The organism is Chryseobacterium sp. GP-SGM7 (assembly GCF_049166575.1).
Taxonomy (GTDB): Bacteria; Bacteroidota; Bacteroidia; order Flavobacteriales; family Weeksellaceae; genus Chryseobacterium.
Genome location: NZ_JBMHFF010000002.1, coordinates 51,681 through 71,114 on the forward strand (window position 1 = coordinate 51,681; position 19,434 = coordinate 71,114).

Annotated in this window: 15 protein-coding genes; 11 read left to right on the forward strand and 4 right to left on the reverse strand. The window is 35.4% G+C overall.

Annotated elements, in window-relative coordinates; genetic code table 11:
• Positions 1 to 2 precede the first annotated feature (2 nt).
• From ACOOWA_RS09085 to ACOOWA_RS09135, 11 genes are all read left to right on the forward strand, one after another.
• Positions 3 to 860: a hypothetical protein gene (locus ACOOWA_RS09085; RefSeq protein ID WP_421374743.1), complete on the forward strand. Its 858-nt coding sequence runs from the start codon at positions 3 to 5 to the stop codon at positions 858 to 860.
• A 1-nt stretch (position 861) separates the two neighbouring features.
• Positions 862 to 1,662, forward strand: a complete 801-nt coding sequence (locus tag ACOOWA_RS09090) for a hypothetical protein (RefSeq protein WP_421374745.1) — start codon at positions 862 to 864, stop codon at positions 1,660 to 1,662.
• Positions 1,663 to 2,163: 501 nt separating this feature from the next.
• Positions 2,164 to 5,985, forward strand: coding sequence for a DNA-directed RNA polymerase subunit beta (gene rpoB, locus ACOOWA_RS09095; protein ID WP_421374747.1), 3,822 nt, complete (start codon positions 2,164 to 2,166; stop codon positions 5,983 to 5,985).
• Between the two features lie 125 nt (positions 5,986 to 6,110).
• Positions 6,111 to 10,376: a DNA-directed RNA polymerase subunit beta' gene (rpoC, locus tag ACOOWA_RS09100; protein WP_421374749.1), complete on the forward strand. Its 4,266-nt coding sequence runs from the start codon at positions 6,111 to 6,113 to the stop codon at positions 10,374 to 10,376.
• An 87-nt stretch (positions 10,377 to 10,463) separates the two neighbouring features.
• Positions 10,464 to 10,772, forward strand: coding sequence for a DUF3467 domain-containing protein (locus ACOOWA_RS09105; RefSeq protein WP_027388013.1), 309 nt, complete (start codon positions 10,464 to 10,466; stop codon positions 10,770 to 10,772).
• 182 nt (positions 10,773 to 10,954) lie between these two features.
• Positions 10,955 to 11,605, forward strand: a complete 651-nt coding sequence (locus ACOOWA_RS09110) for a Crp/Fnr family transcriptional regulator (RefSeq protein WP_421374751.1) — start codon at positions 10,955 to 10,957, stop codon at positions 11,603 to 11,605.
• Positions 11,606 to 11,729: 124 nt separating this feature from the next.
• Positions 11,730 to 12,575: a DUF5777 family beta-barrel protein gene (locus ACOOWA_RS09115; RefSeq protein ID WP_421374753.1), complete on the forward strand. Its 846-nt coding sequence runs from the start codon at positions 11,730 to 11,732 to the stop codon at positions 12,573 to 12,575.
• 2 nt (positions 12,576 to 12,577) lie between these two features.
• Positions 12,578 to 12,928, forward strand: coding sequence for a hypothetical protein (locus ACOOWA_RS09120; protein WP_421374755.1), 351 nt, complete (start codon positions 12,578 to 12,580; stop codon positions 12,926 to 12,928).
• Between the two features lie 10 nt (positions 12,929 to 12,938).
• Positions 12,939 to 13,481 carry a YceI family protein gene (locus ACOOWA_RS09125; protein WP_421374757.1) on the forward strand — a complete coding sequence of 181 codons (543 nt, stop codon included), beginning with the start codon at positions 12,939 to 12,941 and terminating at the stop codon, positions 13,479 to 13,481.
• Positions 13,482 to 13,500: 19 nt separating this feature from the next.
• Positions 13,501 to 14,028, forward strand: a complete 528-nt coding sequence (locus ACOOWA_RS09130; RefSeq protein ID WP_421374759.1) for an ankyrin repeat domain-containing protein — start codon at positions 13,501 to 13,503, stop codon at positions 14,026 to 14,028.
• A 2-nt stretch (positions 14,029 to 14,030) separates the two neighbouring features.
• The gene (locus ACOOWA_RS09135; protein WP_421374761.1) at positions 14,031 to 14,801 is read left to right on the forward strand and encodes a T9SS type A sorting domain-containing protein; all 771 of its coding nucleotides are present in this window, start codon (positions 14,031 to 14,033) and stop codon (positions 14,799 to 14,801) included.
• 258 nt (positions 14,802 to 15,059) lie between these two features.
• Here the strand turns inward: ACOOWA_RS09135 and ACOOWA_RS09140 are convergent, their stop codons facing one another.
• The 4 genes from ACOOWA_RS09140 to ACOOWA_RS09155 form a co-directional block, all read right to left on the reverse strand.
• Entirely contained in the window at positions 15,060 to 15,611 is a 552-nt protein-coding gene (locus ACOOWA_RS09140; protein WP_421374763.1) for a hypothetical protein, read from the reverse strand.
• Positions 15,574 to 16,794 carry an RHS repeat domain-containing protein gene (locus ACOOWA_RS09145; RefSeq protein ID WP_421374765.1) on the reverse strand — a complete coding sequence of 407 codons (1,221 nt, stop codon included), beginning with the start codon at positions 16,792 to 16,794 and terminating at the stop codon, positions 15,574 to 15,576. Before ACOOWA_RS09145 ends, ACOOWA_RS09140 begins: the two co-directional genes overlap by 38 nt.
• Before the next feature lie 129 nt (positions 16,795 to 16,923).
• Complete coding sequence (locus ACOOWA_RS09150) at positions 16,924 to 17,355, reverse strand: hypothetical protein (RefSeq protein ID WP_421374767.1); 432 nt, start codon at positions 17,353 to 17,355, stop codon at positions 16,924 to 16,926.
• Between the two features lie 11 nt (positions 17,356 to 17,366).
• The gene (locus ACOOWA_RS09155) at positions 17,367 to 19,322 is read right to left on the reverse strand and encodes an RHS repeat-associated core domain-containing protein (RefSeq protein ID WP_421374769.1); all 1,956 of its coding nucleotides are present in this window, start codon (positions 19,320 to 19,322) and stop codon (positions 17,367 to 17,369) included.
• Positions 19,323 to 19,434: the final 112 nt, after the last annotated feature.

Consider the following 19,434-nt stretch of genomic DNA (forward strand, 5'->3'; position numbering starts at 1 on the left):
TAATGAGAAAAATACTTATATTCATATTAGGTTCATTCACAGTTCTGTTGCATGCGCAGGGGAATATTGGTGTAGCAACAACAAGCCCAAGAGCTAATCTAGATGTAAATGGAGATTTAAACATTGGGAAAAAAATATTTTTAGATAATGGTTCGGGTGTACTTTTGGCTGGAAATGAAGATCAGCTTCTTGTATCCAGAGGTCCAAATAATCCACCTACGTGGAAGACTCTTAGAATACCTGAATATCTTGCAGGAAAATATTATTTAATTTTTAATGATTCCTTCCGGGATTTTAATACGGTAACTCCTGGTGGAACAACGGGTCAGGGAATTAGTTTTAATAATTCTGAAACTGCTCCGACAACCTTAGTGCCTTCAACAGATTTTGTAGTTGATACCCCATTATCTTCTTTAACGGCTAAAGGATTTAAAACTATTTCTGGGCTTTCTAAAGATTTCACTGTGAATAGTACAGTGAGCAGTACTTATTTTATGTTTGAAACTGTAGTTCAGCAAAATAATGCAGGAGGTAATGCTTCAAATATTAAATTCGCTTGCGGTATTTTTGTTGATGGTTTGCTAAAAAGTATCAGACTCAATATGCTACCTCAAAGTGCAAGTAATAATACCTTTATAACACATACTCAAATAGGAGGTGTAGAAAACATGGCAGCAGGTACACATACTATTAATGTTGCTTGTGCAAGACTCACAAATCCTTTTGCCGGTCTTACATTAGGTGTGGGATCGCCTTCTTACCAAGGAACTCAGAATACAAATAATTTCATGACTCAATCATCATTAAAAGTTGATGTCTATGAAATTCCTCAAAATTTCTCATCCGTAATAATTCCTTAAAATGAAAAATATTTTTATAGTAATCATATTATTTGCAGGTTTTGCACAGGCTCAGGTAGGCGTAAATACGAGCACTCCTGCTAAAATGCTTGATGTTAACGGTACACTTAATGTTCGAAAAGAAATAAGAACAGGTGGTACGTCAACCGTTGTAGGATCAGCAGGAAATGCAGGTCAATTATTTGGTTTTAATTCAATTTCGTCAGATACATGGAAGACGGTTCAGATTGCAGATGGTACGGGGAGTTTATCTCTATTCTACTTAAATACAGTAAAAGATGTTACAGGTTTGCAATTTACACAGACAGGTAGTACAGGTATTTATAGTTTAGATTCTGGATTTACCAGTAGTACTAATGTAGGTGATTTAAACTGGCAATATATAACCAATGCTCACGACAGCTTTGTTGTGACCAAGACAGATAATCTTTCTAAAGCTGTATTATCATTTCAGACAACTGTTCAAATCGCGAGACCAGCAGGATTGACCTGGACTACAAGCTCTGCCAGTTTTGCCTGTGGTATCTTTGTGGAAAAAGACGGAGTAGCAGGAAAGCTGAAAGCAGTAAGAAATGATGTAGTAAGAGGTATACCTGGAACATATAAAGTTTATAATCTGAATGTTACCTTAGATGCATTGGCAGCAGGTTCTTACGTTGTAAGGGCAGCTTGTGCCAACAGACAGCTGAATAGTGGAGCAACACTGGTTACTCTTGGTGTCGGGAAACCTGTAGATACGTCTAATCTTAATGTTGATATGGCGCAGACTACATTAACGACTTCTTTACTTCAAACTTATTAAGCCTTTTTTAATTATTGAAGTTTTCATGTAGTTTTTTAAGTTCACGTAAATATTATTTTAATGTATTCGTATTTTAATTTCTAAGATGTGAACGCCAGAATTAAAGAAATAAATATTTTCATATGCAACCATCTCAAAATGAGATGGTTTTTTTTTGTGTATGAATTTAAAAAAAAGTATATTTGCAGTCTCTTTTGGCGCTAAAATTAAACATAATACAGTAATCTATTGAAAATCAACTCTTTCATTGTTTTGAAAGGGTGTTCTGTATTTTATAGTACTCATGTATTTTAACCCATCAGATAAAATAAAAATATTTTGCATTACACTGTGAAAAGATATACCAGTGTTGCAGTTAGAAAGATAAAGATTAACTTAAAAGGATATAGGTTCTTACGTGAGCGCCAAAACACTTTTGCCTGTTACTTTTAGTTTGTTTCTTGTCATTCTGATATTTTTGAATAAAAACAAAATATTTTTTAACCCTTTCTTAAAAGTTTTATGAGTAAAACAACATCAACAACTAGGGGAGTTGAGAGAATTAATTTCTCTTCGGCTAAAGGAAAAATCATTACTCCGGATTTCTTAGATATCCAGTTAGAGTCATTCAGAGATTTTTTCCAGCTAGATACACTTCCTGAAGACAGAAGGAAAGAAGGTTTGCACAAAACTTTCCAGGAAAACTTTCCTATTACCGATTCTAGAAACCAGTTTGTATTGGAATTCTTAGATTATCTGGTAGATTCTCCACGTTATTCGATCGACGAATGTGTGGAAAGAGGTTTAACGTATTCCGTTCCTCTAAAAGCTAGACTTAAATTATACTGTACAGACCCTGAGCATGAAGATTTTCAGACTGTTGTACAGGATGTGTATTTAGGTCCGGTTCCTTACATGACAGATAGTGGATCTTTCATTATCAATGGTGCAGAGCGTGTTATCGTAACTCAGTTACACAGATCTCCAGGTGTATTCTTCGGACAGACGTACCACGCCAACGGAACTAAATTGTACTATTCAAGAATTATCCCTTTCAAAGGATCTTGGATGGAATTTACGACAGATATCAACAGCGTAATGTACGCATATATCGACCGTAAGAAAAAATTACCTTTAACGACTTTATTAAGAGCAATCGGGTTTGAATCTGATAAAGATATCCTACAGATTTTCGATCTTGCTGAGGAAGTGAAAGTTTCTAAAGCTGCCCTTAAAAAAGTAGAAGGAAGAACTTTGGCTGCGAGAGTATTGAACACATGGTTCGAAGATTTCGTAGACGAAGACACGGGTGAAGTTGTTTCTATCGAAAGAAACGAAATTATCTTAGACAGAGAAACTATTCTTGAAAAAGAACATTTAGATCTAATTCTTGATGCTGGTGTGAAATCTATCCTGATTCACAAAGAAAACAGTAACGAGTTCTCTATCATCCAGAATACTTTACAAAAAGACCCTACAAACTCTGAAAAAGAAGCAGTAGAATATATTTACCGTCAGTTAAGAAATGCAGATCCACCAGATGAGGAAACTGCAAGAGGAATTATAGAAAAATTATTCTTCTCTGAGCAAAGATATTCATTAGGAGAAGTGGGACGTTACAGATTGAATAAAAAATTAAATCTGAACATCCCTACTACAACTGAAGTTCTTACAAAAGAAGATATCATTGCGATTGTAAGACACTTAATCGAATTGGTAAATTCAAAAACTGATGTTGATGATATTGACCACTTATCAAACAGAAGAATTAAAACTGTTGGTGAGCAATTAGCAGGTCAGTTCGGTGTAGGTCTTTCTAGAATTGCAAGAACGATTAAGGAGAGAATGAACGTTAGAGATAACGAAATCTTTACTCCGCTTGATCTTGTTAATGCTAAAACTTTAACGTCGGTAATTAATTCATTCTTTGGTACCAACCAGCTTTCTCAGTTTATGGACCAAACCAACCCACTATCAGAAATCACGCACAAGCGTAGACTTTCTGCACTGGGACCTGGAGGTTTATCAAGAGAAAGAGCAGGTTTCGAGGTTCGTGACGTTCACCATACGCACTATGGCCGTATCTGTCCGATTGAAACTCCGGAAGGACCAAACATTGGTTTGATTTCATCTTTGGGTATTTATGCTAAAATTAATACTTTAGGTTTCATCGAAACTCCGTATAGAAAAGTGAACGATGGTACTGTAGATCTTAATGCAGACCCTATTTACTTAAATGCAGAAGACGAGGAAGATAAAGTAATTGCTCAGGCAAACGTTGAGTTGAATGACAATGGTACATTTATCACAGACAGAATTATTGCTCGTCTGGATGGTGATTATCCTGTTGTAGAGCCTTCTCAGGTTAATTTGATCGACGTTGCTCCAAACCAGATTTCTGGTATTTCAGCTTCGTTAATTCCTTTCCTGGAGCATGATGATGCGAACAGAGCATTGATGGGATCAAACATGATGCGTCAGGCGGTTCCGTTATTGAAGCCACAAGCGCCAATCGTAGGTACAGGTCTTGAGCAGCAGGTTGCTAAAGATTCAAGAATCTTGATTAACGCTGAAGGAAACGGTTTAGTTGAATACGTTGATGCTGATAAAATCATCATTAAATATGAAAGAAGCGAAGACGAAGATTTAGTATCATTCGAATCTGCTACGAAAACATATAACCTGACTAAGTTTAGAAAAACCAACCAGAGTACAACCATTACCCTAAGACCGAATGTAAGAGTAGGTGATACAGTGGCAAAAGGACAGGTACTTTGCGATGGTTATGCTACTGAAAACGGGGAATTGGCTCTTGGTAGAAACTTAGTGGTTGCCTTCATGCCTTGGAAAGGGTATAACTTTGAGGATGCAATCGTAATCAACGAAAAAGTAGTTCGTGAAGACTGGTTTACTTCAATCCACGTGGATGAATATTCTCTTGAGGTTCGTGATACCAAATTAGGTATGGAAGAATTGACGGCAGATATTCCAAACGTTTCTGAAGAAGCTACAAAAGATCTTGATGAGAACGGGATGATCAGAATCGGTGCTGAAGTAAAGCCTGGTGATATCATGATTGGTAAGATTACGCCAAAAGGTGAATCTGACCCGACTCCTGAAGAAAAACTTCTTAGAGCAATCTTTGGTGACAAAGCTGGTGATGTAAAAGATGCTTCATTGAAAGCAGATTCTTCATTAAGAGGTGTTGTGATCAACAAGAAATTGTTCTCTAGAAATATTAAAGATAAAAAGAAAAGAACTGAAGAAAAACTTAAACTTGAAGAGATTGAAAACACTTACAAGGCTAAGTTTGACGAGTTAAGAAACAGCTTAATTGAAAAATTAAATACACTTGTCAGCGGTAAAACTTCTCAGGGAGTTACCAACGACTTAGATGAGGAAATCATCGGTAAGGGTATGAAATTTACGCATAAATTGTTGACTTCAGTTGAAGATTATGTCAACGTAAGCGGTGCTGACTGGACGGTTGATAACGATAAAAACGAATTAATCAAACAGTTAATTCACAACTATAAAATCAAATTCAACGATATTCAAGGAGTTAAGAACCGTGAGAAATTTGCATTGTCAATCGGTGATGAGCTTCCTGCAGGTATCATGAAGTTGGCTAAAGTATATATCGCTAAAAAACGTAAACTGAACGTTGGAGATAAAATGGCGGGTCGTCACGGTAACAAAGGGATCGTTTCGAGAATCGTTCGTGAAGAAGATATGCCATTCCTGGAAGACGGAACACCGGTTGATATCGTATTGAATCCACTTGGGGTACCTTCTCGTATGAACATCGGTCAGATCTACGAAACTGTTCTTGGATGGGCAGGTAGAAAATTAGGATTGAAGTTCGCTACTCCAATTTTTGACGGTGCTACTCTTGATCAGATCACTGAGTACACTGAAAAAGCTGGAGTTCCTAAATTCGGTCACACTCACCTTTATGATGGGGGTACAGGAGAAAGATTTACTCAGGCTGCAACAGTTGGTATTATCTATATGTTGAAATTAGGACACATGGTAGATGACAAAATGCATGCTCGTTCTATCGGACCTTACTCATTAATTACTCAGCAACCTTTAGGAGGTAAAGCTCAGTTTGGTGGTCAGAGATTCGGAGAGATGGAGGTTTGGGCTCTTGAAGCATTTGGAGCATCAAATATCTTGAGAGAGATTCTTACTGTGAAGTCGGATGACGTGATTGGTAGAGCAAAAACTTATGAAGCGATTGCGAAAGGGGAAGCAATGCCTGAACCGGGTATTCCAGAATCTTTCAACGTATTGCTTCACGAGTTACAAGGTCTTGGATTAGACGTAAGACTTGAGGAATAAATTCGATTTGAAATAATTTATTTTGAATTTTAAAATTCTGTTTACAGATTTTAAAATATATGTCAGAATAAATTAGAGATTCATTAATCTCAAATCTCAAATCTCAAATCTCAAATTCAAAAAAAATGTCAAATAAAAATAAAACAAGTCGTTTTAATAAAATAACCATCGGTTTGGCTTCACCGGAATCTATTTTACAGGATTCCAGAGGAGAAGTGCTTAAGCCGGAAACTATCAATTACAGAACGCACAAACCTGAAAGAGACGGTTTGTTCTGTGAAAAAATCTTCGGTCCTATCAAAGATTACGAATGTGCTTGTGGTAAATACAAGAGAATTCGTTATAAAGGGATCGTTTGTGACCGTTGTGGTGTAGAGGTTACGGAGAAAAAAGTACGTAGAGAAAGAATTGGACATATCGGTTTGGTTGTTCCTATTGCGCACATTTGGTATTTCCGTTCTTTACCAAACAAAATCGGTTACCTTTTGGGTATTCCTTCTAAGAAATTAGATATGATCATCTATTACGAGAGATATGTTGTGATTCAGCAAGGTATCGCTAAGAAATTAGATGGTTCTGATTTTGACGATAAAGAATTCCTTACAGAAGAAGAATACCTTGATATTATGGAGACTCTTCCTGTAGAAAACCAATATCTTGACGATTCTGATCCAAACAAATTCATCGCCAAAATGGGTGCTGAAGCTGTTGAAGAATTGCTGAAAAGAATTGATCTTGATGCTTTGTCTTTCGACTTGAGACACAAAGCTCACAACGAAGGTTCTAAGCAAAGAAGAACTGAAGCTCTGAAAAGATTAAACGTTGTAGAAGCATTGAGAGGTGCCAATACAAGAATGATCAACAGACCGGAGTGGATGATTATGCGTGTACTTCCTGTTATTCCGCCAGAATTAAGACCATTAGTTCCGTTGGATGGAGGACGTTTCGCAACTTCTGACTTAAATGACCTTTACAGAAGAGTAATTATCAGAAACAATCGTTTGAAGAGATTATTGGAGATCAAAGCTCCTGAAGTGATCTTGAGAAACGAGAAGCGTATGCTTCAGGAATCTGTAGATTCATTATTCGATAATACAAGAAAATCTTCAGCAGTAAAATCTGAATCAAACAGACCATTAAAATCACTTTCAGATTCATTGAAAGGTAAGCAAGGTCGTTTCCGTCAGAACTTATTGGGGAAAAGGGTAGATTACTCTGCGCGTTCGGTAATTGTTGTAGGTCCAAACTTACAGCTTCACGAATGTGGTATTCCTAAAGATATGGCTGCGGAATTGTACAAACCGTTTATCATCAGAAAACTGATTGAAAGAGGGATTGTAAAAACAGTAAAATCTGCAAAGAGAATTATTGATAGAAAAGAACCGGTAGTTTACGATATCCTTGAAAACGTGATGAAAGGTCACCCTGTTTTATTAAACAGAGCACCTACTTTGCACAGACTTGGTATTCAGGCTTTCCAGCCTAAGATGATCGAAGGTAAGGCAATCCAGTTACACCCGTTGGTAACAACAGCATTCAACGCCGATTTCGATGGTGACCAGATGGCGGTACACTTACCGTTAGGACCGGAAGCTATCCTTGAAGCTCAGTTATTAATGTTAGGTTCTCAGAATATTTTGAACCCTGCAAACGGTTCTCCAATTACAGTACCTTCTCAGGACATGGTTCTTGGTCTTTATTTCATGACCAAAGAATTAAGCTCTACTGAAGATATGAAAGTATTGGGTGAAGGTCTTGCATTCTATTCTCCGGAAGAGGCGGAAATCGCTTATGCTGAAGGTAGAGTTTCATTGAACGCTAAAGTAAGATGTAGACTTCCAATTAAAGAAGACGGTGTAATCACTACGAAATTAACTGAAACTTCTGTTGGTAGAATCTTATTTAACCAGATCGTTCCTAAACAGTCAGGATATATTAATGAGCTTCTTACAAAGAAATCATTAAGAAATGTTATCGGTAAAATTCTTGCTGATACAGATTTTCCTACTACTGTGAAGTTCCTGGATGCAATGAAAGACTTAGGGTATTCAAATGCATTTAAAGGAGGTCTTTCATTCTCATTAGGGGATATTGTAGTTCCTGTTGAGAAAAAGAAAATGATCGCAACATCTATTGAAACTGTTGACGAAATTAGAGCCAACTATAACATGGGTCTGATTACCGATACAGAAAGATATAACCAGGTAATTGACGTTTGGACAAACACTAACGCAGGATTAACTGAAATGATCATGAGCAGAATGAAAGTTGACCAAGGTGGATTCAATTCTGTATACATGATGCTTGATTCTGGAGCGAGGGGTTCTAAGGAACAGATCCGTCAGTTATCAGGAATGAGAGGTTTGATGGCAAAACCGCAGAAAGCGGGTTCTACTGGTGCGGAAATTATCGAAAACCCGATTCTTGCAAACTTTAAGGAAGGTCTTTCTATCTTAGAATACTTCATCTCTACTCACGGTGCTCGTAAAGGTCTTGCGGATACCGCTCTTAAGACTGCCGACGCGGGTTACTTAACGAGAAGATTAGTAGACGTTGCTCAGGATGTTATCGTTACAGAAGTAGACTGTGGAACTTTAAGAGGTACAGAAGTTACTGCACTTAAGAAAAATGACGAGATCGTTGAAAAGATTTCTGAAAGAGTATTAGGTAGAGTTTCTTTACATAACATTTATGATCCTGAAACTGACGAAATCATTGCTGAAGCTGATCAGGTAATTACTGAGCAATTAGCGAAGAAAATCGAAGAAGTAGGATTAGAAGCTGTTGAAGTACGTTCTCCGTTAACTTGTGAAACTAAAAAAGGTATCTGCGCTAAATGTTACGGTAGAAACTTAGCTACAGGTAAAATGATTCACATGGGTGAAGCAGTAGGTGTTATCGCTGCACAGTCAATTGGTGAACCGGGAACTCAGCTTACGTTGAGAACTTTCCACCAAGGGGGTGTATCTACAAACGTTTCAGAAAATCCTTCTATTATTGCAAGAAGAGATGGTATCGTAGAATTGGATGAGGTAAGAACAATTACTTCGGAAGATGAAAACGGTAATACTGCAGAAGTAGTAGTGTCTCGTACAACAGAATTCAGATTGGTTGCTGATAACGAAGCAAGAACTCCTTTAATGGTTGCTAACGTACCTTATGGTGCTATATTATCTGTAAAATCAGGTGACAAAGTAAGCAAAGGAGATTTAATCTGTAAATGGGATGCGTACAACGCAGTAATCATTGCAGAAACTTCTGGTAAAGTAGAATACGAAGATATTATCCAGGGTATTTCATTCCAGTTGGAAATTGATGAAGCTACAGGATTTGAAGAGAAAGTAATCTCTGAATCTAGAAATAAGAAAGCCGTACCTACTTTGAAAGTGGTAGATTCTAAAGGTGTTGAGCAAAAAGGCTACAACTTACCGGTAGGAGCCCACTTAATGGTAAATGATGGTGAAAAAATTAAGGCTGGTAAAGTCTTAATCAAAATCCCAAGAAAAGCTGCAAAGACAGGGGATATCACCGGAGGTCTTCCGAGAGTTACAGAATTATTCGAAGCAAGAAACCCATCTAACCCGGCTGTTGTTACAGAAATTGACGGAGTAGTTTCTTACGGAAAAATTAAAAGAGGTAACAGAGAATTGATCGTTGAAGCTAAAACTGGTGAGAGAAAAATTTATTTAGTTAAATTATCAAACCAGATCTTAGTACAGGAAAATGACTTCGTAAGAGCTGGTTCGCCACTTTCTGACGGTTCAGTTACTCCGGACGATATCTTGAAGATTAAAGGGCCAACTGCGGTTCAGGAATATTTAGTAAATGAGATTCAGGAAGTTTACCGTCTGCAAGGGGTAAAAATTGATGATAAGCACTTCGAAATCATCGTAAGACAGATGATGACGAAAGTATCAATCGTTGACGGGGGTGATACTCAGTTCCTTGAGGCTGCTCTTGAGCACAAATATGATTTCTTGGAAGAGAACAATAGAGTATTTGGTCTTAAAGTAGTAACTGAAGCTGGAGATTCTAAAGTTTTCCAACCAGGACAGATGATTACTGCAAGAGAACTGAGAGACGAAAACTCTAAACTGAAGCGTGAAGATCAGGCTTTAGTTGAAGTAAGAGAAGCTTTACCTGCAACAGCTACACCTGTATTGCAAGGTATTACAAGAGCAGCTCTTCAGACGAAATCATTCATGTCTGCTGCATCATTCCAGGAGACAACTAAGGTTCTTAACGAAGCAGCAGTTGCTGGTAAAGTAGACAGCCTGAATGGTCTTAAAGAAAATGTAATTGTAGGACACAGAATTCCTGCAGGTACAGGTCTCAAAGAGTATCAAAATGTAATAGTAGGTTCTAAGAAAGAATTCGAAGACCTTAACTAAAATTAATAAATTGAAATTTGAGATTTGAATTTATTTTTATATTTTCACAATCTCAAATTTTAATTTTCAAAAAATATAATTTATACAATGGACAATCAAAATCAAAACAACGATCCAAACAACATCAACATCCAACTTAACGAAATGGTAGCTTCAGGGGTTTATTGCAACCTTGCTTTAGTAAACCATTCTCCTTCTGAGTTTGTTGTAGATTTCATCCAGCTTATGCCGGGTGTACAACAAGCAAACGTAAGATCAAGAGTAATCTTGGCTCCTCTTCATGCTAAGAGAGTTCTTACAGCTCTTCAGCAAAACATCACAAACTACGAGCAACAATTTGGCGAAATCAAAGAAGTTGAGCCTTTCGTATTAGGTGGTAACAACGTTAACGCATAAGATTTTTCTTATCATACATAAGAATGCCTCGGTGAAAACTGAGGCATTTTTCTTTACGGGATTATTTTTTTTAAATAACAATAATATCAGTTTGTTAGCATTTGAATTAATAAAAATTTCAATAAAAATGTAATACGGATTATCCAATTGTATATCTTTGTTTTTGAATATGATTCAACGAAATGATACATGATCAGTTTATTTTAAATAAATTTGGCTCTCTGGGTAGTGATTTTTTAATTGAGCTAAAAAAACACGCTTTAATTTCAGATATTAAAGCAAAAACTGAGATTGTGAGAGAAGGGCAGAAGAATAAATTTGTTCCGTTTTTAATAAAAGGTTCTGTAAAAGTTTATTCCTTAAACGACGGTAGAGAGCTTATTTACTATTACATAAGACCCAATGACAGTTGTCTGATGACATTTTCGTCAATTTTTTCAGATTATATCAGCAGAATTTATGCGATTGCGGAAGAAGATTCCGAAGTATTATTAATTCCGGTTTCTGTTATTCATGAATGGCTGATAAAATTTCCGCAGATCAACAGACTTTTTTATGGCGAATACGAAAAAAGATTTGTAGATGTTATGAATATGGTAAACGATGCAGTCTTTCATAAATTAGATAAAAGAGTTTTAAATTATATCAAACAGCAGATTTCTATTACCGGAAACAATCCTGTAAAACTAACTCATAAGGAAATTGCCAACAATTTGGGAACTTCAAGAGAAGTTGTGAGCAGAGTTTTGAAAAAAGTAGAAAATGAGGGTGAAATAATTCAGACCAAAGAAGGTATAAAAATCCCTGTAAATGAAAATGTTAGAATAGACTAATAAATAGTATTCAATATTTTTAACAATCTGATTGATAAAAACAATTCTCTCGGTGACTTTTATCACCAAATTTTAGAAACAGAAGTCTATAAGTTTGTCATACGAATAATAAACAATTATGTGTATGACAAAAACTCTCCTTTTTTTGTCAATGCTGGCTTCAGGTCTTGCCTTTTCTCAGGAAGATCTTTTGAAAGATATTGACACCGTTCAGACAAAAAATACAGAAATTTCACCGCCCGCTTTTAAAGCGCTTCAGATTGTCACAGGTCAGTCTACCAAACTTACGGCAAAAAACGAATGGTATATTGTGGTAGCACACCGTTTTGGAGATGTAAGCAAAGGTTTCAAAGATTTCTTCGGATTAGATGATGCCTCGACAAAATTAGGCGTAATCTATGGCCTTACCGACGGAATTTCCTTGAGCCTTTCCAGAGAAACCAATCAGAAAACTTTTGAAGGTGGTGCGAAATACAGATTAGTAAAGCAAAGCGAAAATTTTCCTTTTGATGTTGTCGGGTACAATGTAATGGCGGTAAATACAGACCTCAGCAAAGACAATTATCCGGATTTGAAATTCGGAGATCGACTTTCGTATCTTACTCAGGCTTTAATTTCGAGAAGATTTAATGAAAATTTTTCCCTGCAGTTAACGCCTTCTTACGTTCACAAAAACCTTTACGAACCGATGATTGAAGATAAAAATCAGTTCTTGACAGGTTTGGGCGGTCGTTATAAAGTGTCAAAAAGAATTTCTATTAACGCCGAATATTTTGTGAATTTCGACAATCACAGTTTTTACAAAAATCCTTTATCAATCGGGATGGATTTAGAAACCGGGGGACACGTGTTCCAGCTTTTATTCAGCAATTCCCAACTCAATTCAGATATTGGTTATCTCACCAATGCTTCCGGAAAATGGGAGAAAGGGCAGGTTTTCTTTGGGTTTAATCTTTACAGAGTTTTTTAGTTATGAAAAAATTAATGTATATCGTTTCGTCAGCAGTTTTCTTAATGGCTTGTGAAAGCAGAACCTACGAAGAGATTTCAGATAAAACTCCCGTTGCAGAATTGGTAACGTATAACAAAGATGTGAAGCCGATCATTGATGCAAACTGTATAAGTTGTCATTCATCGACAGGTTCAGCTTCATTTTTGTCTTTGACAAATTATAATCAGGTGAAAAATAATATCGACAATATTATCAACCGGATCAGCAGACCAACCGGAGATCCTCTGAAAATGCCTCAAGGTGGAAGTCTATCACCCTCTCAGATCACCATCATCACAAAATGGAAAGCAGATGGACTTTCTGAAAATTAAAATAATTAATATGAAAAATCTGTTATTATTAATCATCACATTAGGTTTTGTAAACATTGTTTCGGCTCAGAAATATTCTACAAAAACAGGTAAGGTAACGTTTGAAGCTTCGGTACCGTTATTTGAAGATGTTTTTGCTCAGGATGATGGCAATGTTGCTATAATAAATGCTGATAACGGAGATTTTGCATCGGTTTCTGTCGTTAAAAACTTTCATTTTAAAGTGAAATTAATGGAGGAGCATTTTAATGAAAACTATGCTGAAACAGCTAAATATCCAAAAACTACTTTCAAGGGCAAGATTGCAAATTTTGACAAAACAAAACTTACGGCTTCACCTCAAAAGTATTCAGTTCAGGGAACTTTAAATTTTCACGGAGTAGACAAAGCTGTGAATTCCACAGCAACAATTTATACGAAAGACGGGAAAATCTATATGCAGGGAGCTTTTGTGGTAAGACCCGCAGATTTTAATGTTACCATTCCTAAAATGGTGATGAAAAAAGTAGCCGAAAATGTAAATGTTGAGTACAGTTACATCTTTTCAAAATAAAAACAATAAAAATCTACTTATGAAAAAGATATTTTTTATTCTGAATCTTATCCTGGGTTTTACCATAATGTCGGCTCAGGAAAAAGCAAAATCTATCTTTGATATTGCAAGAAACGGAACTGTGGATGAAGTGAAAGAGCTGATGAAACAGAATCCGGATATTATTAACCAAACCAATGAAAACGGTTTTTCACCATTGATTTTGGCTTGCTACAGAAGTAATATGGAAGTTGCTAAATTTCTAATCGACAATGTGAAAGATGTGAATTACAAAAGCAGCGAAGGAACTGCTCTTGCCGGTCTTGCTGTGAAATACAACAGAGATTTGGTAGAACAGTTATTAAATAAAAATGCTAATCCGAATATTATAGATTCTACGGGTGCAACACCTTTGTTTTGGGCAGTTAAATTCGGAAATACAGAATTGGTTGAATTATTATTGGCTCATAAAGCCGATAAATCAATCAAAGATTCACAAGGAATGACTCCTTTTGAATATGCTTTACAGACAAACAACAAAAACATTATCAACTTATTAAAAAATTAAAAATGAAAAAAGTTTTATTAGCTTTAAGCGTGGTATTTGCAAATTTTGCAATGGCACAGTTTACAACAGGAACAGTAAGTCTGGGATCTACCGGAATGACTGTAAAATTAGATACCTCTTCTACATTAGCTACTCTTACGCTTACAGGAGCAGATACTTCTTATTTAGGAATCGGTTTTGGTAATTCTGGTGAAGGTATGCAAACTGGTAAAGACGGATTTATTTATAATTCACTTTCTACAACCAATACAAATTTAGATTATACTTTTGCAGGAATAAATGTCACTCCAAATGCAGATGCAGCACAAGATTGGACGATAACTTCAAATACAGTTACTTCCGGAACGAGAACAATTGTTGCTACGAGATCTCTTGCCGGAGGAAGTGGTGATACCGCTTTTACCAATACAAACAGCACCATTAATATTTTCTATGCAAAGGGAACGAGTACTACCTTGGCAAATAATTATCATGGAGGCGGAAATCGTGGGTATGTCATGCTAACCAGATCTGCTTTATTGGGAACTTCTGATTTAGCGATGGAAAACAAGAAAGTTTCTCTATATCCAAATCCGGCAAAAGAAAACGTAAGTTTTAAAAATGCTGATAAAATCAAATCTGTGGATATTTATGAATCTACAGGTAGAAAAGTAAAATCAGCTACTTTAGATGGTGAAAGCTTAAATGTTGCCGATTTGAAATCGGGTAATTACTATTTTGAAATTACCTTAAAAGACGGAAGTCTTACCTTTGAAAAATTGATTAAACAATAAGAGAAAACTATTAAAGTACTCATGGTCTGTGGAATTCCGAGTTTGATTATTTTTTTTGAGTAGGATTATTATGTTTTTTAAGCTATAAAATGTATATAAAAAAGAGTGAAATTAAAAATGACTACGCTTTAGTTCTGTTTCCTAATACAAAACAGAACTACATATAAATAAAGAAAACCCTCGCAATTGCGAGGGTTAGTTATTTATCTGCCACACGATACAATCGTGCGATAGAGTAAAGTTACCATATTTATTCTATTATTCCTTAGAGTATTTGTAATCTTTAAGAACTAAAATCCCAAAATATTTCCATTCAAATTCATCTTGAAAATTTACTCTTAAAATTAAATCTTCTTTTGTTTTTGAAAGAACTTCGATAGAATTTACTATTCTATGATGTGAAGGGTATCCCCCAATTGGAGATTTTGCAATAAATACATTTTTGTCTTGTCTCTGTAAATTAAATTCATCAAATATTCCCAACTTAATATTTTTTTGAATATTAAAATTATTCCGTTGTAAACAGATCATTTTTTGAAAAGACTTAAGGGTATCATTATACTTATATAAAATTTCTTTATCAGAATCGTACTTCAAATATTCATATTGCATTTTTGATGTATCTTCCCTAAACCTATCAAAGATTCCAATATTAACTTTTTCATTATTTAATATTGCTGATTTATAGGTTACAACAATTGGTTTGTATATTTCTATGATTTGTCCTTTAACTATATTTGCTAAAAATAATATTGCTAAAAGAATTATATTTTTAATTACTCCCAATCTTATTATCTTTTCTTTTATCATTTTCTCTTAAGTTTATAAGTTGATTTTGAATAACTTCTGCAGGAGATCCGGGAGTTCGTTCGCGCTCAAGCCTAAAATAGGTCGATCCATAATTTATATGATCTTGCTCAGGTCCGCCGGTATCAATTCCATCCTCTATATGAGCTTTTATTTCATGATAAACCGCTTCAGCCAAATCATAGTTGTCATATTTACGAACATAAGACTCACCTTCGGCTTCAATTGTTGTTGAATACCCTTTCTCACTGCCATCTTTTTTAAAGAAATTTTCATTTAAAGATACTAAATGAATTTTTCTGCCTTTGGATTGGGATACATCTACATCATTAAATTCATCCATATCGTTTGCAATAACACTACCTGAAGGAATTGTAATTTTTTCAGTACTTAATTTTACAAGTCCTTTTGATCTCACATTACTCAACGTTGCCGCAACGGTACCAGAATTAGTACCAAAATTTTTAGACCCAATATATATGTCATCAGTCTTACTATTACCATATTTATCCCATAGCCTCTTTCCTTCCGGAGTTTTATACATAGTCTCTTTAGATGCTTTAAACGAACCATTTTCTGTCAATATAAAAATATCTTTTGCTTGCCTTCCATCCGGATCAACAAACATGATTGGATTGTCTAAAGCATAAGTATAGGTTGAAAATCTTCTTGATTTCTCTGCCAGCGGATCTACCACACCCCATCGTCCGATATCCGGCATATACATTCTTGCCCCATAATCATACATTCCTGTCTCTTGGAGTTCCTTTCCGTTGTACTTATATTGGTAACTTGGGTTTCCTGCCAAAACATTATACCCTTCATGCTTCAATCCAAAAGGATAATAATTGTTTTCTTCAAGAACTTCTGCGCTTGTACCATTGTTAAAATAGCTTAATCTCACATTTCCCAAATGGTCTGTATAATTGTAAATATACTTATTATTTTCGAAATTAAAATATCCTTCCGATGTGGGAACAAACTTGAGTTCCGGATTTCCTGAGTAAGAAAAAGTAATACTTTTTTCGTACTGAAAACCATCCAGATAATCGGTTTCCGTCTTAGCAATGAAGTTCGTTACAATCCAGTCTTTATAGGTGTATATTTTTTTGAGCTTGATACCGTCTGCTCGGTAAGTATTGGTGGTGCTGAGATAAATCTCTGCCTGTCTTCCTCCCGTAGCCACAAATTGATCTGATTTTATATAATTAGGTAAATTCAGATAATTGTAACGTATTTCCAGAATATTTTTATCCTTATGGCTCTTTATATTTCCGTTAAGATCATACGTTATCGCATTTCCTGATGTATCGGGTTATAAATCCGATAGATTAGGCTTAAACTTTTTCATTGAACAATTTAATGTATCCAGTTTGTAATATCCTATTTCTTTTTTATCTCTAATTACAAATTGTTTCTTATTAAAGTGCATATATCTATTAGATAATTTATAACAATCCGAAAATTTATTTTTTTTGTCAACATATAAAAGGATAGTATCACTTTCTAACAGTTGACATCCAATAAAATTTGTAGAAGTAGAAACCTCTTTATATCGTATTATTTCACAAATATTCTCACCTTTATCCGTAAACAAACTAACAATATAAACTCTTGGTTCTTTTGAACTTTTTTTATCTGCTTTGATCTCTTTTATAATGTTTTCATTAATTGATATTTCTTCAAAAGAGTTTTTCTCTTTACAAGAAAAAATTAATAAAAAAAATATTAAGCAATATTTATACATATTATAAGTATTTATCGATGAACTCTATCTTCTCTTTGGTTTGGCGTCCAAAATCTTTCATTATTGTACTTGATAATATTAGGACGATTTTGTGTTGGTATAAAAATCCAAGCGCTTTCAGGCATAATATCTTTATTACTCTCAAAAACACTTCGATCACCTTCTTCGTTTGGTTTAATCGTTCCATTTGGATTAAATCCTGAAGGTCGACTAGAAGCATCGTAGTGTGAATCTTTCATTAGAAAGCCTAAAGGATGGCTATGCCCGGTTTCCAGCCAAGTATATCCTTCTTTTTTTACATAGTTTTCTGCCATCCCATGATTAGTAACATCTCCTATTCGATGCTGGGAAGTAATCAAATACAGTGTTGTATCTCCAAATAAACCATCTTTATGCAATTTATCATAACTCCATTCTTTGTTGGTAACAGAAGCAAGAAAATAATAGTAGTTCTTAATCTGTTTTGAAGAAATATCCGGATTTTTCAGATTTATGATAGTTTCTGTAGGAACGTCTCCTAGCCCATACGGTTTCCATTCTGTAATTTGTCTAAAGTTTTTAGTAAATTCTTTATTAACTCTAATTGATTTAGATCCATCTTCATTGAAATATCTGTCAAATTTGTCATTTGTTTTTCTAATTAGATCTAATCGTCCGTTTAAATTTACTCTATAATCATCTTTCGGCTCTCTACCATCAGAGTCAATAAAATTAATCGGGTTATTAAAAACGTAATTATATACGCTGTGACGACGCATCTTTTCCGCCAGCGGATCCACCACACCCCATCTTCCAATATCCGGAATGTAAAATCTAGCTCCATAATCATACATTCCCGTCTCTTGGAGTTCTTTTCCGTTATATTTCATCTGATAAGCATTCAGTGTAGTCGCCGTATAATTATGCAACAACCCAAAAGGATAATAATTATTGATCTCTACAATTTCTCCTGGTTTCCAAACATCGGTACAAGCCATGTTACCGTCTCCTATATCTGTGCATTCTCTTACATTCATATCTCTGGGTTGAATAACCCCGTCATGATTGGCGTCAGAATAACTTAGTCTCACATTTCCTAAATGATCTGTGTAATTGTAAATATAAACATTATTTATAAAATCAAAGTATCCTTCTGAAGTGGGTACAAATTTAAGTTCAGATCCTGAAAGACCGGAAGGTACAATTTCATACTGAAATCCGTCCAGATAATCCGTTATTTTATAATTTGCTCCCTGAGAATACCTTTTCGAGACTTTCACGCCGTCTGCTCTGTAAAGATAATCGGTTACTCTGGTGAATTTTCCCGGTGTATTGGCTATTTTGTCGGGTAGATTCAGGAAATTGTACTGTATGGATGCAATGCTTTTATCTTTGTGGGAAATCATATTTCCATTATTGTCATAAGTAATCGTATTATGAGCAGCCAAATAAGGATATCCTTTGCTGTTGCCGATCTGTTCTTCTGTAACTTTCGTCAGCTTGTTGCCTTCATAATCATATCTCAGATTGTCAATGGCCATTGCGGTAGTGCTTCCGTTGGGCAAACCTTCAGATCTTCGCAGTCTTGTAATATTTCCGTTAAGATCATATTCTGTTTTTTCGAAAAATTCTTTTGAGGTTTCATAGCCTGCTTTCTGATAAAATCCGGCTGATAATCGATTCAGTCCGTCATAAACATAACCGTAGGTTTTTAAAGGTTCATTGTCTTCGGTCTGTGTTTTCCATGAGACTTCTGCAATATTTCCGTTATATTTTGGCTTCACCAATAGATCCATAAAATCGGTGTTGGGATTTTCCAAACCTTCCCTGTGATTATAATTGATCTTATACCCGAATATATCACTTCCAAGATTCGCAGGATCATTGATCTTCGTCATCCAGCCTCGAATGTTGTAGCTGTAATCAATGGTTTGTAAAGGTGTGGCAATATTCGTTCCGCCTACTTTCTTGGTTTTAAGCTGAGACAATTCGTTGTATTCGTTTTGTGCCAGACAAAATGCTTACTACCAAAAAATTTAAAGACTTCTTTAATAAAAACGTAGCTGAACTATAAAACACAAAAACCTCGCAAAATGCGAG